Raw genomic sequence first — 14720 nt, 5'->3', positions numbered from 1 at the left:
CGCACCCCCATGCGCCTCGGCCGAATCGCCGTCCGCCCGGCCCGCACCCCCATGCACCTCGGCCGAATCACCTTGCCTCACGGCCGGCTCGGCCTTCCCCGGTGGCATCCGCAGCCGCGTGGCGCGCACCAGCAGGGCGGCCACCAGGAAGGAGGCCGCGTTGGCGAGGATCAGCGAGCGGTAGGCGTCGAAGGCGAGACCGGCCGCGGCGATGCCGGCGCCCAGCGCGTACCCGGCATTGGCGACCGTGCGGAACAGCGCCTGATACGTACCCCGCCGCTCCCCCGCCACTTCGGTCGCGAACACCATCTCCAGGGTCTTCGCGGCACGGTCGCCGACGGACGTCAGAGCCACGACGGGCAGCAGAGCGGCGAAGCTGTCCAGGGCGAGCAGCAGCCCGACGCTGCCGATCCGCAGCACATGACAGGCGATCAGCAGCGTCCGTACGGGAAAGCTCATCGCGAGCCGCCCCGCGAGCGGCGAGCCCGCGACCCCCGCCACCCCGGCGATCCCGAGCAGCAGCCCGATCCGCGCGGCGTCGAGCCCGGTGACCACGGTGAAGTACAGGACGCACGAGGCCGCCCACACCCCCGTCCCCGTGCGGTCGACGAACTGCCCGAACAGCATCAGGCGCGCGTCCCGCCCGCCGGGCGGCCGCCGCAACTGACCGATGAGTCCTTGCCCGTTGCCCGTGCGCAGCACCGCTCCCCCGAACTATCTCGACATCAAGACATCAACGGACGACAGTCTCGATGCCGATAATCTCGATGTCAAGATAGTTTTTGCGGTCAGCGGTCAGCGGTCAGCGGTCAGCGGTCAGCGGGCAACGGGCAACGGGCAACGGGCAACGGGCAACGGGCAAGGACCTACCGGTCAGCACTGCCGTCAGAGCCGCTCGATGATCGTCACGTTCGCCTGGCCGCCGCCCTCACACATGGTCTGCAGGCCGTAACGGCCTCCCGTGCGCTCCAGTTCGTGCAGCAGCGTCGTCATCAGCCTGACGCCGGTCGCACCCAGCGGGTGGCCGAGGGCGATCGCGCCGCCGTTGACGTTGACGCGCCCGGGGTCCGCGCCCGTCTCCTTGAGCCAGGCGAGGACCACCGGGGCGAAGGCCTCGTTGATCTCGACCAGGTCGATGTCCTCGATGGACATCGAGGTCTTCTTCAGTGCGTACGCCGTCGCCGGGATCGGCGCGGAGAGCATCCGGATGGGGTCCTCTCCGCGTACCGACAGGTGGTGGATGCGGGCCCGCGGGGTCAACCCGTGCTCACGCAGGGCCTGTTCGGAGGCGATCAGCATGGCCGCCGCGCCGTCGGAGACCTGCGAGGAGCAGGCCGCCGTGATGGTGCCGCCCTCGACCACCGGCTGCAGCGCGGCCATCTTCTCCAGGGAGGTGTCTGGACGCGGCCCCTCGTCCACGGTCACCTCGCCGTAGGCGACCGTCTCGCGTTCGAAACGCCCCTCGGCGATGGCGTGCAGTGCCCGCTGGTGCGAGCGCAGCGCGAACTCCTCCTGGTCGCGCCGGGTGATCCCCCATTTGGACGCGATCAGCTCGGCGCCGTGGAACTGGTTGACCGGCTGCTTCCCGTACCGCTCCTGCCAGCCCTTCGAGCCGTGGAAGGGGCCCTCGGTCAGGCCGAGCGGTTCGCCCGCCTGCCGGGAGGCGTAGGCGATCGGGATCATCGTCATGTTCTGCACGCCGCCCGCGACCACCAGGTCCTGGGTGCCGGACAGGACGCCCTGCGCGGCGAAGTGCACGGCCTGCTGCGAGGATCCGCACTGCCGGTCGACGGTGACGCCCGGCACCTCCTCGGGCAGTCCGGCCGCGAGCCAGGCCGTGCGGGCGATGTCACCGGCCTGCGGCCCGACGGTGTCGAGGCAGCCGAAGACCACGTCCTCCACGGCCGCGGCATCCACGCCCGAGCGCTCCACGAGTGCCTTCAGCACATGCGCGCCCAGGTCCGCGGGGTGCACTCCGCTGAGCCCGCCCTTGCGGCGCCCCACCGGCGTACGGACAGCGTCGACTATGTAGGCCTCGGCCATGACACAACTCCCTCACAGGTCAACCGACCCGGCAGTGATGCGGGTCAACGGATCAGGTACGTACGGCGATTCCGTCCAGGACCATCGACAGGTACTGCCGGGCGATCTCCTCCGGGCTGTGCTGCCCGCCCGGCCGGTACCAGGACGCGGCGACCCAAACGGTGTCGCGCACGAAGCGGTACGTGAGCCGGATGTCGAGATCGGCGCGGAAGACCTCGGCGGCGACGCCGCGCTCCAGCGTGCCCAGCCAGGCCTTCTCGAACTTCTCCTGGGATTCGACGAGATAGGCGAAGCGCTCCTGGCGGGCGAGGTGGCGCGATTCCTTCTGGTAGATGGCGACGGCGGCACGGTGCCGGTCGATCTCCCGGAAGGACTCGGTGACCAGCGCCTCGATGGTCTCGCGCGGCCCGAGCCCGGCGGCGAGCACGGCGTCGTAGCCCTGCCAGAGCTCGTCCAGGAACGTGGAGAGGATCTCGTCGAGGATCGACTCCTTCGAATCGAAGTGGTAGTAGAGGCTGCCCGCGAGCATCCCCGCCTCGTCCGCGATCTTGCGCACGGTCGTGGCGTTGTAGCCCTGCGCGGCGAAGACCTCGGCGGCGGTCGCGAGGAGTTCACCGCGGCGGGCGGGTGACGGGGTCACGGACGGCTGTTTCGTTCGGTTCTTCTTGGGCGTCGGCACACCACCATTGTCCAGCTCCTACGCGTGCTGACTGCTCACGGAGACGACTTCACCGGTCATGTACGAGGAGTAGGGGCCGGCCAGGAACACGATCACGTTGGCCACCTCCCAGGGTTCGGCGTACCGCCCGAAGGCCTCGCCCGCCGTCAGCTCCTCGAGCAGTTCGGGCGTGGTGACCTTCACCAGGTGCGGATGCATGGCGAGGCTCGGTGACACGGCGTTGACCCGCACCCCGTACGCGGCTGCCTCGACGGCCGCGGACCGGGTGAGCGCCATGACGCCGGCCTTCGCGGCCGCGTAGTGCGCCTGTCCGGCCTGGGCGCGCCAGCCGATGACGGAGGCGTTGTTGACGATGACGCCGCCGGTGCCGGACTCCTTGAAGTGCCGGAGCGCGGCCCGTACACAGCGGAAGGTGCCGCCCAGCGTCACGTCGAGCACGCGGGTCCACTGTTCGTCGCTCATGTCGACGAGTTCCGCGGTGCCGCCGAGTCCGGCGTTGTTGACGAGCAGATCGAGTCCGCCGTGCCGGTCCACGGCGTGTGCGAACAGCGCCCGCACCTGGGACTCGTCCGTCACGTCGCAGGGCAGCGAGGACACGCGGTCCGCGCCGAACTCCTTGGCGAGTTCGACCTCCGACGCGGCGAGGCGGCGCACGTGGGCATCGCTGATGACGACCCGTGCGCCTTCCTCCAGGAACCGGCGCGCGGTCGCACCGCCGATGCCCGCACCGGCGGCCGCGGTGATGACGGCCGTGCGCCCGTCGAGGAGTCGATGGCCTTTCACGTACGGCGGCTTGGCGCCGAGGCTGTTGCCGGGCTTGTTGTCTGTCACGGCAGGAGGGTAACCTACCAAACACTTGTTAGGGAAGGAGTGGGGCAACTCGTGGACCTTGACCAGTCACCCGGGGAGCAGGCGTTCCGGCAGGAGGCGAGGGACTGGCTGCGCGCCAACGTCCCCGGCACTCCCCTGCAGTCACTGGAGACCGAGGAAGGCTTCGCACAGCACCGCGCTTGGGAACGGCGGCTGCACGAGGACCGCTGGTCGGTCGTGTCCTGGCCCGAGGAGTACGGCGGCCGGGGCGCGGACATCTTCAGGTGGCTGATCTTCGAGGAGGAGTACTACGCGGCGAACGGCCCGGGCCGCGTCTCTCAGAACGGCATCAACCTGCTCGCCCCCACCCTCCTCGACCACGGCACCCCCGAGCAGAAGGCCCGGATCCTGCCCTCGATGGCGAGCGGCGAGGTGATCTGGGCGCAGGCCTGGTCGGAGCCGGAGGCGGGCAGCGATCTGGCCTCGCTGAAGTCCCGCGCGGTGCGTACGGACGGGGGCTGGCTCCTCAGCGGGCAGAAGACCTGGTCCTCACGGGCCGCCTTCGCGGACCGCGCGTTCGGGATCTTCCGCAGCGACCCGGCGGCGGACCGGCCGCACCGCGGGCTCACCTATCTGATGTTCGACCTGCGGGCGCCCGGCGTGACCGTCCGTCCCGTCGGCCGGCTCGACGGCAGACCGGCCTTCGCCGAAGTCTTCCTCGACGAGGTCTTCGTGCCCGACGAGGACGTGATCGGCGAGCCGGGACAGGGCTGGCGTATCGCCATGTCGACAACAGGCAACGAACGGGGCCTCACCCTCCGCTCCCCCGGACGCTTCCTGGCGGCCGCGGACCGGCTCGTCGAGCTGTGGCGCGCGCAGGGCAACCCGGCCGACACCGCACTGCGCGACCGGGTGGCCGACGCGGTGGTGGGTGCCCGCGCCTACCAGCTGTTCACGGCCGCCAACGCGTCCCGTTTCGCCGCAGGCGAGACCGTCGGCGCCGAATCCTCCCTGAACAAGGTCTTCTGGTCCGAGTACGACATCGCGCTGCACGAGACCGCGCTCGACCTGCTCGGCGCCGACGGCGAACTCGCCGCCCACCCCGGCCCGTACGACTGGGCGGAGGGCTATGTCTTCTCGCTCGCGGGCCCCGTCTACGCCGGCACCAACGAGATCCAGCGCGACATCATCGCCGAGCGGCTGCTCGGCCTGCCGAAGGGACGGCGGTCTTGAGATTCCTCCTGGACGACGAGCAGCGCGAGTTCGCCCGCAGCCTCGACGCGATGCTGACGGCGGCGGACGTCCCCGCGGCCGTACGGTCCTGGGGTGCCGGGGACTTCACGGCGGGCCGGGCCCTGTGGGGACGGCTCGCGGAGGCCGGGGTGTTCGCGCTCGCCGTACCCGAGGCGTACGAGGGTGTGGGGCCGCTGCCGGTCGAGCTCGCCGTCGCGTATGTCGAGCTGGGGCGGCATGCCGTGCCGGGGCCGGTCGTGGAGACCGCGGCGGTCTCGGCGCTCCTCGCGGCATCGACGGACTCCGCTCATGCCAAGCGGCTGCTCCCCGGGGTCGCCGACGGATCGGTCCTCGCCACCGTCAAGGCGCCCGGCGGCCCGTATGCCTTGGACGCGGAGGCCGCCGATGTGACCGTGACCTTCGCGGACGGCGGACTGCACCTGTGCGGCGCCGGGCACGGCCCGGTCCACCGCTCGGCTGACCCCGCCCGGCGGCTCACCGAACCCGGTGCGCCCACCGAGCCGCTCACCCGGGACCGGGCGGCCTTCGCGGCCACCGACGCCTGGGGGACGCTCGCGGCGGCGGCCCAGGCGCTGGGCGTGGGGCGGGCTCTGCTCGATCGGACGGTGGCGTATGTGAAGCAGCGCAAGCAGTTCGGGACACCGATCGGCACGTTCCAGGCGGTGCAGCACCAGCTGGCAAACGCCCTGCTGCGCCTCGAGTTCGCCCAGCCGCTCCTGTACGGGGCGGCGCTCACGATGACACGGGCGGACCTCGCCGCCGCGAAGCTCACCGCCTCCGAGGCCGCGTACCAGGCCTCACGCACGGCACTCCAGCTCCACGGCGCGATCGGCTACACCGAGGAACTCGACCTGTCGCTGTGGATCCGAAAGGCCCAGGCCCTGCGCACGGCATGGGGCACGCCGGGCGAGTGCCGCAAGCGGGTGCTGGCCTGAGAAGCCGGCTCCGCCCCGGGAGGGCTTCCCCGGGGCGGGACTTGCCGGTGTCGCGGCCGTCGGCGTCGCAGCCGTCGGTGTCACGGTGCCCGTGGCCGTCAGTGCACGCGGCCGTCAGTGCCCGTGGCCGTCGCCGGCCGTGATCTCCTCGTACTCCTGCGCCGTCGGCTTCTCCACCTGGGTTCCCGGGCCGTACATCGCCTTGGAGAGGCTGACGCGCAGGCGTTCGCCCGGCTTCACGCGGCGGCGCACCCCGTTGGCGTCCGTCGTCGGGCCGAGGTCGAGCGCCTCGGGCTGCTCGTGGGCGGTGAGCGTGAAGCGCTGCCCCGGGGTGAGCGGCTCGTGGATCTCCACGAACTCCCCGTGCGGCAGCCGCTTGATCGTCCCGCTCTCGCGCCCGTGCAGCACCTTGTCCCGGTCGCGGTGCTGCAGCCCGAGACAGATGCGGCGGGTGATCACGAACGCGAGCACCGGGAGCACGAAGAACCCGATCCGCACGAACCACGTGATCACGTTGATCGACAGATGCAGCTGCGTGGCCACGATGTCGTTGCCGCCGCCGATCAGCAGCACCCCGTAGCCGACCAGCCAGGCCACCCCGAGCGCCGTACGGGTCGGGACGTTCCGCGGCCGGTCCGCGATGTGGTGCTCGCGCTTGTCCCCGGTGACCCACGCCTCGATGAACGGATAGACCGCGATCAGCGTCATATAGACCGGGAAGAGCATGAACGGAATGAAGACGCCGAGCGCCAGCGTGTGGCCCCAGGCGTTGATCTCCCATCCCGGCATCACCCGGATCAGCCCCTCGGAGAAGCCCAGATACCAGTCCGGCTGAGCGCCCGTGCCGACCAGATCCGGGCGGTAGGGGCCGATCGCCCACACCGGGTTGATCGACACGACCGCGCCCATGACCGCGAGGACGCCGAAGACCAGGAAGAAGAACCCGCCGGCCTTCGCCACGTAGATCGGCATGAACGGCGCGCCGATCACCTTCTTCTCCGAGCGCCCGGGCCCGGCGAACTGGGTGTGCTTGTGATAGAAGACCAGGATCAGATGCGCCACCACCAGGCCCAGCATGATCCCCGGCAACAGCAGGATGTGGATCGGATACAGCCGCGCGATGATGTCCTCGCCCGGGAACTCGCCGCCGAAGAGGAACATCGCCAGATACGTGCCCACGACCGGGATCGACAGGATCGCACCCTGCGCGAACCGCAGCCCGGTACCGGAGAGCAGGTCGTCCGGCAGCGAGTACCCCGTCAGGCCGGTGATCAGGGCGAGCATCAACAGCGTCCAGCCGAACAGCCAGTTGACCTCGCGCGGCTTGCGGAACGCGCCCGTGAAGAACACCCGCATCATGTGCGCGAGCATCCCCGCCACGAAGACCAGCGCCGCCCAGTGGTGGATCTGCCGGATCAGCAGCCCGCCGCGCACGTCCATGCTGATCTCGACGGTCGACTCGAAGGCGCGGGACATCATGAGTCCCTTGAGCGGCTCGTAGGAGCCCTGGTACTCGACCTCGGCCATGCTGGGCTCGAAGAACAGCGTCAGCCAGACCCCGGTGAGGATCAGGATGATGAAGCTGTACAGACAGACCTCGCCCAGCATGAAGCTCGGATGGTCCGGGAACACCTTGCGCATCTGTGATTTGGCCAGCGAGTAGATCCCGAGCCTGCCGTCGGCCCAGTCCGCGAGGCGCTCGCCCTTCGCCGGCCGATCCGGTCTGCCGTCACCGCGTGTCCGCTCCTGGCTGTTCATCCCCGGCCCCTCCCCTTCGGACGCGCCTCGGGGCGGGCACCTCGCACTCCGGCGCCAACTGGCCCTTCAGCACGTGCAGTTGCGGCAAAGCTGTGATGTTCCACCACCAGACTACGAGCATGGTGAGCCGCCGCACACGCAGGGGTGGCCCGTACACGACAGAACATGACGGACCACGGCAGACCACGGCGGACCACGGCGGAGAGCGACAGATCGCGACGAGTCACGACGGAGAGCGACAAAGCGCAACGCTGCGCAACCGACCGACCGCCCCCGACCCTGCACACCCGGATCCCGGGCCCGAGCCATACCCTGTGCGCATGAAGCGTGCCGGTTGTCTTTTCCTCGCCATAGCTCCCGTGGCGACCCTCCTCGTCTACCTGCTCGGCCCCGACTCGGACTCCGGCATCCCGCAGGGCAAGCCGCTGCCCGCCCACAGCTCGCCCTCCCCCTCGAACCCGCTCGCCGACGAGACGGAGAGCGAGCTGGAGGAACGCATCCGCAAGATGCCGCCCGGGCTCGCGGCCAAGGACAAGAAGGAGCTGGCGCAGCAGCTCGTGGCCAGCGCGGAGAACTCGACGCTCGACTGGCGCACGACCTACGGCTACATCGAGGACCCCGGCGACGGCAACGGCTACACCGGCGGCATCATCGGCTTCACCTCCGGTACGCACGACATGCTCAAGCTCGTCGAGCAGTACACCGAGGAACACCCGGACAACGGGCTCGCCCGCTTCCTGCCCGCCCTGCGCAAGGTCGACGGCTCGGACTCGCTCAACGGCCTGGAGGACCTCCCCGAGGCCTGGAAGGCGGAGGCCGAGAAGCCCGAGTTCCGTAAGGCCCAGGACAACCTGCGCGACGACGACTACTTCGAGCCGGCCGTCCTGCAGGCCAAGATGGACGGTCTGAGCACACTCGGCCAGTTCCTCTACTACGACGCGATGGTGCTGCACGGCCCCGGCATCGGGCCGAACGGCTTCTACGGCATCCGCGAGAAGGCCATGAAGCAGGCGAGGACCAAGGCTGAGGGCGGCAAGGAGCAGGTCTTCCTCAACGCCTTCCTGGACGCACGGCGCGAGGTGATGCTCGCCGAGAAGCGCGACACCAGCCGCATCGACACGGCCCAGCGGCTGTTCCTCAGGGCAGGCAACATGAACCTGGCGACGCCGCTGACGTGGCGGGTGTACGGGGATCCGTACCGGGTGAGGTAGGCCCGCGCCCCGGCCTGGTACCGGGTGAGGTAGGCCCGCGCCCCGGCCTGGTACCGCGGGAAACAGGCCGCGCCCCTGGCGCGTACGGCCGGGCCCGGTCTGGCCCCGTCCGCACCGGGACGGGCGTGCACCCTCGGGACGGGCCGCGAGGCGCAGGGCGATCAGATGCCGACCACATTCGGACAACAGTGAAGATCTAACCCCCGAGTTGCCGGAAAAGCGGGATGATCTCGGTCACGTCGCCGGGCGCCGGTTCTCCTGCCTTCAGGCGGTCAGCGCTGCCGCGTTCCCACGGCCGGCGCCGTGACGATGCGCTCGGCGCCGCTTCGGTCCGGGGTGACCCGACGACGCCGGATGTGACGCACGGGGGCTCTGCCGGACGGCAGCCGGGACGACTGCCGTCGACAGGCTCCGCACGACCGCACGGCTGCCGGTCCTCGGGGTCATTCGGGCCCGCCGTCAGGGTGCGGACGCGCCGAAGGGAGAAGTTCTTTGATCCGTGCATTCTCCAGACCGTCCAGGCCCGCCGAAAGCACCGGACGTGCCGCGCCGCCCAGGTCGCCCCTGGCCGCCTGGAGGCGGCGGCTGACCTCGCTCGCCGTCGGCGGCGCACTGGCACTCAGCGGCCTGGTCGCCCTCCCCGGGCCCGCGCGGGCCGCCACCGGCCCGACGGCTTACGTGGCCAACTTCTACGGCAGCACCGTCTCGGTGGTCGACACGAGCACGAACACCGTCTCCGACACCATCGCCGTCGGCGGCAGGCCGGTCGGCGTGGCCGTCACCCCGTCCGGTGCGCATGCCTACGTGACCAACTTCAACGAAGCCACCGTCTCGGCGATCGACACGGACACCAACACGGTCACCGCGACCATCCCCGTCGGCAGCAACCCCCTCAACGTGGCCGTCACCCCGTCCGGGACGTTCGCCTACGTCGCGAACAGCGGCGGGACCACGGTCTCGGTCATCGACACCGCGACCGACACGGTCAGCGCCACCGTCTCCGTCGGGAACTCGCCGAACGGTGTGGCGATCACCCCTTCGGGCGCCACCGCCTACGTGACCAACAGCAACGCGGACACGGTCTCGGTCATCGACACCTCGACCAACACGGTCAGCGCCACGGTCCCGGTCGGTGACTCCCCCACCGGCGTGGCGGTCAGCCCCTCCGGGGCCACCGCCTACGTGGCCAACAGCGAGGCCGACACGGTCTCGGTGATCGACACCTCGACCGACACGGTCAGTTCCACCATCCCGGTGGGGGCGTTCCCGAACGACGTCACGTTCGACGCGTCGGGAACCCGGGCGTACGTCGCCGACCGGGGCAGCGACGACGTGAAGGTGATCGACACGGCGAGCGGAACCGTGACGGCGACCATCCCCGTCGGCGACAGCCCGGCCGGAGTCGAGGCGGCCCCGTCCGGCACGGCCGTCTACGCCACCAACCTGAACGGCGGCACCGTCTCGGTGATCGACACCGGGACCGACGCCGTCACGGACACGATCACCGGCTTCACCGGCCCCTACGGCGTGGCCTTCGCCGCCGCGCCGTCGTCGGCGAGCGCGGACATCGGCATCGGCCTCACCGCCGATCCGCACCTGGGCCTCCTGACGCCGTACCTGTCCTACACCCTCACCGCACACAACACCGGCCCCCGGGACGTCACTTCCGCCACCGTCACCGCACAGCTCCCGCCGGGCTCCAGGGCCACCCACCTCGCCTCCGGATGCACCGCCGACGGCACCACGGTGACCTGCACCTACGGCGCCATCGCCGACAACGCGAGCGTGGCCAGGACCTTCCGGGTTCCGCTCCACCTACTGAGTCTCGGCCCGGTCGAGGTGTCCGCGCAGCGCACCGCCTCCACGCCCACCGACCCCGACCCCGGCAACGACACGGCGTCCGTCACCTGCACCGCCGTCTCGATCCTCCTCGTCACCTGTCCCTGAGCGGGCATACCGGGTGCGGCTCGAGGTCCCTTGCGTTCGGGCCCCGGCTCCAAGGAGCCGGGGCCATCGCGGCCTGCCCGGCCGGACTCCCCCTCGGGGCGGGCAGCATGGCGCCTTCCGTTCAAGATCGATTGTCAGTGCCTCCTGGAAGGATGAGGACATCGATCGGGAGCTGCAGGGGCTGCCGGGACGAGGGGGAACAGCCATGTCCGGAGCACAGAACTACATCAATCACGTCGCCCTTGTGCTTGACGCCAGTTCATCCATGTCGCATCTGAGCCGCAAGGTCGTCGAGGTCGCCGACCAGCAGATCGCCTACCTGGCCCGCCGCTCGCAGGAGCTGGACCAGGAGACCCGCGTGACGGTGTACGTCTTCGCGGACAAGGTGGAGTGCGTCATCTACGACAAGGACGTACTGCGGATGCCGTCCTTGCAGCAGCTGTACCGGGCGGGCGGCATGACGGCCCTGCTCGCCGCCACCCTGAAGTCGCAGCATGAGCTGGCGCAGACGGCACAGCTCTACGGGGACCACAGCTTCCTCACGTTCGTCCTCACCGACGGCCAGGAGAACGTGAGCCACCGCAGCCCGGACGGCCAGGGCCTGAAGCCGGCCGAGCTGGTGGGCGCGGTGAGCGGCCTGATCCACACCCAGGCCGACAACTGGACGCTGGCCGTCCTGGTCCCCGACCAGATGGGCAAGCGCGAGGCCATGCGCTGCGGCTTCCCGAAGGACAACATCGCCGTCTGGGACGCCACCAGCACCCAGGGCCTGGAGGAGGCCGGGCATGTCATCCAGGAGGCCACCGAGAAGTTCATGATCGGCCGCACCAAGGGCATCCGCGGCTCGCGCGCCGTCTTCTCCACGGGCGCGGACGCGGTCAACAAGGACACGATCAAGGCGGCCGGCCTCACCCCGGCGGGCGCGGACACGTACCAGTTGCTCACGGTGGACCGCTCGGAATCCATCCGCACCTGGATCGTGGACAACGGCCACACCTACCGCACGGGCACGGCGTTCTACCAGCTGAGCAAGTCGGAGAAGGTACAGGCCCGCAAGCAGATCGCGGTCCTGGAGAAGAAGACGGACCGCGTCTACACCGGCCCGCAGGCCCGCACCCTCCTGGGCCTCCCGGACGCGGAGGTCCGCCTGCGCCCGGACCAGAACGCCGAGTTCACCATCTTCGTCCAGTCCACGAGCGTCAACCGCAAGCTGGCCCCGCAGACGCGGCTGCTTCTGATGACGCAGTCCTGACTCTCATACACCCGAGTGCGGGTCCGGCCCCTCCGGGCGCCGGACCCGCACTCGTTCCATGCCTCATCCTCACCAGCACCTGGCCGAGGTGGGCGGCCATGACGGCAGGGCACGCGCTCAGAGCGTCTCCCGCAGCACTTCGCGATGCGTGGGCAGCGCCTCCTGGTAGCGGCGGCGGCCCTCGTCCGTCAGGGCCACGAAGACGCCGCGGCGGTCCATGTCACACATGGCGCGGATCGCGAGGCCGTTCTTCTCCAGCCGCGCGACGAGCCGGGAGGCAGCGGACTGGCTCAGATGGATCGCGTCCGACAGCTCGGCCGCGCGGCACTTCTCCTGGCAGGCCAGCAGCTCCAGGGCCTCGAACTCGCTCACACCGAGCTTGTGCCGGTGCTGCAGCTCGCGCTCGAGGGCGTTCCAGACGATGGCGTGGCGGGCCATCAGACCACGCCACTCCTGTACCAGTTCACGCTCGGCGGCACCCTTCATGTCCGCGAGGCTAGCATGCGTGAACATTAGATGCACGCGAATTAAATGCGTTGGCATTTAATGCATGCGCATGTAATGTCCTGCCCCATGAGCCAAACCGAGCACCTGACCACGACTTCCACCTCATGGGATTCCCGTCTGTGGGGCGTCCTGCTCACCGTCTCCCTCGTCGTCGGCCTCGACGCGCTCGACGTGTCGATGGTGGCGGTGGCACTGCCCTCGATCCAGGCCGACCTCGGCCTGTCCACCAGCACCCTGCAATGGGTCGTCAGCGGATACGTCCTCACCTACGGAGGGCTGCTGCTGCTCGGCGGCCGCGCCGCCGACCTGCTCGGGCGGCGACGCGTCTTCCTGGGAGCGGTCGCCGTGTTCGCCTTGGCCTCGTTCGTCGGTGGGCTCGTCGACGACGGCACGCTGCTGATCGCGACCCGGCTCCTGAAGGGCATCGCGGCGGCCTTCACCGCGCCCGCGGCGCTGTCGATCATCACCACCACGTTCGCGGAGGGACCGGCACGCAACAAGGCGCTGGGAATCTTCGCCGTCTTCGGCGCCAGCGGCTACTCCGCCGGTCTGGTCTTCTCCGGCCTGCTGACCGAGATCGGCTGGCGCTGGACGTTCTTCCTGCCCGTACCCGTCGCCCTGTTCGCGCTCGCCGCGGCCGTGAAGCTGCTGCCGAAGGAAGCCCGCCCCGAGCGCACCGGCGGATACGACCTGCCGGGCGCCGCCACCGGCATCACCGCGATGCTGCTGCTGGTCTACACCGTCGTCGAGGCCCCCGAGGCCGGCTGGGCCGCGGCGAGCACGCTGATCCAGTTCACGGTGGCCGCCGCGCTGCTGGTCCTCTTCTACGTCATCGAGACACGCACCAAGCACCCTCTCGTCCGCCTGGGCATCCTGCGCTCGGGCCCTCTGGCCCGCGCCAACTCCGGTGCCGCGGTGTTCTTCGGCGGCTTCATCGGCTTCCAGTTCGTCGTGATGCTGTACCTGCAGTCCGTCCTGGGCTGGTCGGCGCTCCAGACTGCCCTCGGCTTCCTGCCCGCCGCGCTCATCGTGGCGCTCGGCTCGCCGCGGATGGACCCGCTGATCAACCGGGTCGGCACCTCGCGCACCATCGCGGGCGGCGTCGTCGCCCACGCGATCGCGTACGTACTGTTCCTCGTCACCGACCGGGACGCGCCGTATTTCCTCGGAGTGTTCCCCAGCATGGTCCTGCTCGGCATCGGCTTCACCCTGGCCTTCGCGTCCTTCAACATCCAGGCCACCGCCGGTGTCCCGGACCAGGAGCAGGGCCTGGCGGGCGGCCTGCTCAACACCTCGATGCAGGTCGGCGGCGCCATCGGCCTCGCCATCGTCACCGCGGTGCTGACCGCCAACGACGGCGGCAAGTCCGGCCCCGACGCCCTGCTCGCCGGGTTCACCCCGGCCCTGTTCGTCGTCACCGCGCTCTCGGTGATCGGCCTCGCCGTGGCCCTGTCCGGCGTACGCGAAGGGCGGCGGACCACGGAGCCCGCGCAGGACCCGGAACTGGTCCTCACCTCCTAATGATGTTGTCAAGCCGCCGCTGTGACTGGGAGTCCATCTTGGTAACACCGTCCGTCACGGATCAGGGCCCACATGACGTTCACTCGTCGACGGGCCAGAGCGAGGACGGCCTGGACGTGTCGCTTGCCTTCGGCGCGCTTGCGTTCGTAGAAGCGGCGGGACGCATCGCAGTTGCGGATGCTGATCAGCGCGGAGGTGTAGAAGACGCGCTGGAGGCCGCGGTGATAACGGCGGGGGCGGTGCAGGTTGCCGCTGACGTTGCCCGAGTCCCTGGGCACCGGGGCGACACCGGCGAGGCTGGCGAGTCGGTCCGCGGAACCGTATCGGTTCATGTCACCAGCGGTGGCGGCGAGGAACTCGGCGCCCATCAACGGGCCGATGCCGGGCATGCTCTCGATCACTTCGGCGAGGTCGTGCTCGCGAAACCGGGCCGCAATGAGCTTGTCGATCTCGGTGAGTTGCTCGTTGAGGCCCATCACCTCCTTCGCCAGGGTGTGGATCACCTGTGCGGTGATCTTCTCTCCTGGCAGAGCGGTGTGCTGGCGGTCGGCCGCTTCGAGGGCGGCCTCGGCAAGTGCTTCGGCCCCGCGGACCTTGCGGTTCCTCAGCCAGGCCTCCAGCCGCTTGCGGCCGGTCCGCCGCAGAGCGGCAGGGATCTGGAAGCCGGTCAGCAGGACCAGGGGGCCCACGTTGCCCAGATCGAGTACCCGTTCCAGGGCGGGGAAGATGCTGGTCAGCTGGCCGCGCAGGCGGTTGATCCTGCGGGTGCGGTCGGCGTTGATGTCGGCCCGACGGCCGGTGAG

13 protein-coding genes are annotated in these 14720 nt (G+C 70.0%); 6 read left to right on the top strand and 7 right to left on the bottom strand.

What is annotated here, in order from left to right:
- From ACLF6P_RS15980 to ACLF6P_RS15965, 4 genes are all read right to left on the bottom strand, one after another.
- Positions 1 to 702: MFS transporter (locus ACLF6P_RS15980; protein ID WP_415950981.1), on the bottom strand; the 702-nt coding region annotated here is incomplete at its 3' end.
- Between the two features lie 183 nt (positions 703 to 885).
- On the bottom strand, positions 886 to 2043 hold the full coding sequence (locus tag ACLF6P_RS15975) for an acetyl-CoA C-acetyltransferase (protein ID WP_415950980.1): 1158 nt from the start codon (positions 2041 to 2043) through the stop codon (positions 886 to 888).
- Between the two features lie 52 nt (positions 2044 to 2095).
- Positions 2096 to 2683 carry a TetR/AcrR family transcriptional regulator gene (locus tag ACLF6P_RS15970; protein ID WP_415950982.1) on the bottom strand — a complete coding sequence of 196 codons (588 nt, stop codon included), beginning with the start codon at positions 2681 to 2683 and terminating at the stop codon, positions 2096 to 2098.
- Between the two features lie 57 nt (positions 2684 to 2740).
- Positions 2741 to 3553 (bottom strand): SDR family oxidoreductase, encoded by an 813-nt coding sequence (locus ACLF6P_RS15965; protein WP_415950979.1) that lies wholly within the window; start codon positions 3551 to 3553, stop codon positions 2741 to 2743.
- Positions 3554 to 3604: 51 nt separating this feature from the next.
- Here ACLF6P_RS15965 and ACLF6P_RS15960 point away from each other — a divergent pair, with 51 nt between their 5' ends.
- Positions 3605 to 4765 carry an acyl-CoA dehydrogenase family protein gene (locus ACLF6P_RS15960; RefSeq protein ID WP_415950977.1) on the top strand — a complete coding sequence of 387 codons (1161 nt, stop codon included), beginning with the start codon at positions 3605 to 3607 and terminating at the stop codon, positions 4763 to 4765.
- Positions 4762 to 5721 (top strand): acyl-CoA dehydrogenase family protein, encoded by a 960-nt coding sequence (locus ACLF6P_RS15955; protein WP_415950976.1) that lies wholly within the window; start codon positions 4762 to 4764, stop codon positions 5719 to 5721. The genes ACLF6P_RS15960 and ACLF6P_RS15955 overlap by 4 nt, the downstream gene beginning before the upstream one ends.
- Before the next feature lie 114 nt (positions 5722 to 5835).
- Here the strand turns inward: ACLF6P_RS15955 and qcrB are convergent, their stop codons facing one another.
- On the bottom strand, positions 5836 to 7479 hold the full coding sequence (gene qcrB / locus ACLF6P_RS15950; RefSeq protein ID WP_415950975.1) for a cytochrome bc1 complex cytochrome b subunit: 1644 nt from the start codon (positions 7477 to 7479) through the stop codon (positions 5836 to 5838).
- A gap of 320 nt (positions 7480 to 7799) precedes the next feature.
- Between qcrB and ACLF6P_RS15945 the strand changes: the two genes are divergently transcribed.
- The 3 genes from ACLF6P_RS15945 (at position 7800) to ACLF6P_RS15935 (ending at position 11889) form a co-directional block, all read left to right on the top strand.
- Positions 7800 to 8690 (top strand): chitosanase, encoded by an 891-nt coding sequence (locus ACLF6P_RS15945; protein ID WP_415950974.1) that lies wholly within the window; start codon positions 7800 to 7802, stop codon positions 8688 to 8690.
- Between the two features lie 492 nt (positions 8691 to 9182).
- On the top strand, positions 9183 to 10637 hold the full coding sequence (locus tag ACLF6P_RS15940) for a cytochrome D1 domain-containing protein (protein ID WP_415950973.1): 1455 nt from the start codon (positions 9183 to 9185) through the stop codon (positions 10635 to 10637).
- Positions 10638 to 10842: 205 nt separating this feature from the next.
- A complete protein-coding gene (locus ACLF6P_RS15935; protein WP_415950972.1) occupies positions 10843 to 11889 on the top strand; it encodes a vWA domain-containing protein in 1047 nt (348 codons plus the stop codon).
- 117 nt (positions 11890 to 12006) lie between these two features.
- Here ACLF6P_RS15935 and ACLF6P_RS15930 read toward each other — a convergent pair whose 3' ends face one another.
- On the bottom strand, positions 12007 to 12375 hold the full coding sequence (locus ACLF6P_RS15930; RefSeq protein WP_415950971.1) for a MarR family winged helix-turn-helix transcriptional regulator: 369 nt from the start codon (positions 12373 to 12375) through the stop codon (positions 12007 to 12009).
- An 87-nt stretch (positions 12376 to 12462) separates the two neighbouring features.
- Here ACLF6P_RS15930 and ACLF6P_RS15925 point away from each other — a divergent pair, with 87 nt between their 5' ends.
- Positions 12463 to 13917: an MFS transporter gene (locus ACLF6P_RS15925; RefSeq protein ID WP_415950970.1), complete on the top strand. Its 1455-nt coding sequence runs from the start codon at positions 12463 to 12465 to the stop codon at positions 13915 to 13917.
- 8 nt (positions 13918 to 13925) lie between these two features.
- Here the strand turns inward: ACLF6P_RS15925 and ACLF6P_RS15920 are convergent.
- Positions 13926 to 14720, bottom strand: a 795-nt coding sequence (locus tag ACLF6P_RS15920) for a transposase (RefSeq protein ID WP_415950968.1), incomplete at its 5' end; no start/stop codon positions are given.

This window comes from Streptomyces lothianensis (assembly GCF_047779955.1).
Classification (GTDB): Bacteria; Actinomycetota; Actinomycetes; order Streptomycetales; family Streptomycetaceae; genus Streptomyces.
This window is presented reverse-complemented; position numbering and strand designations above follow the sequence as displayed.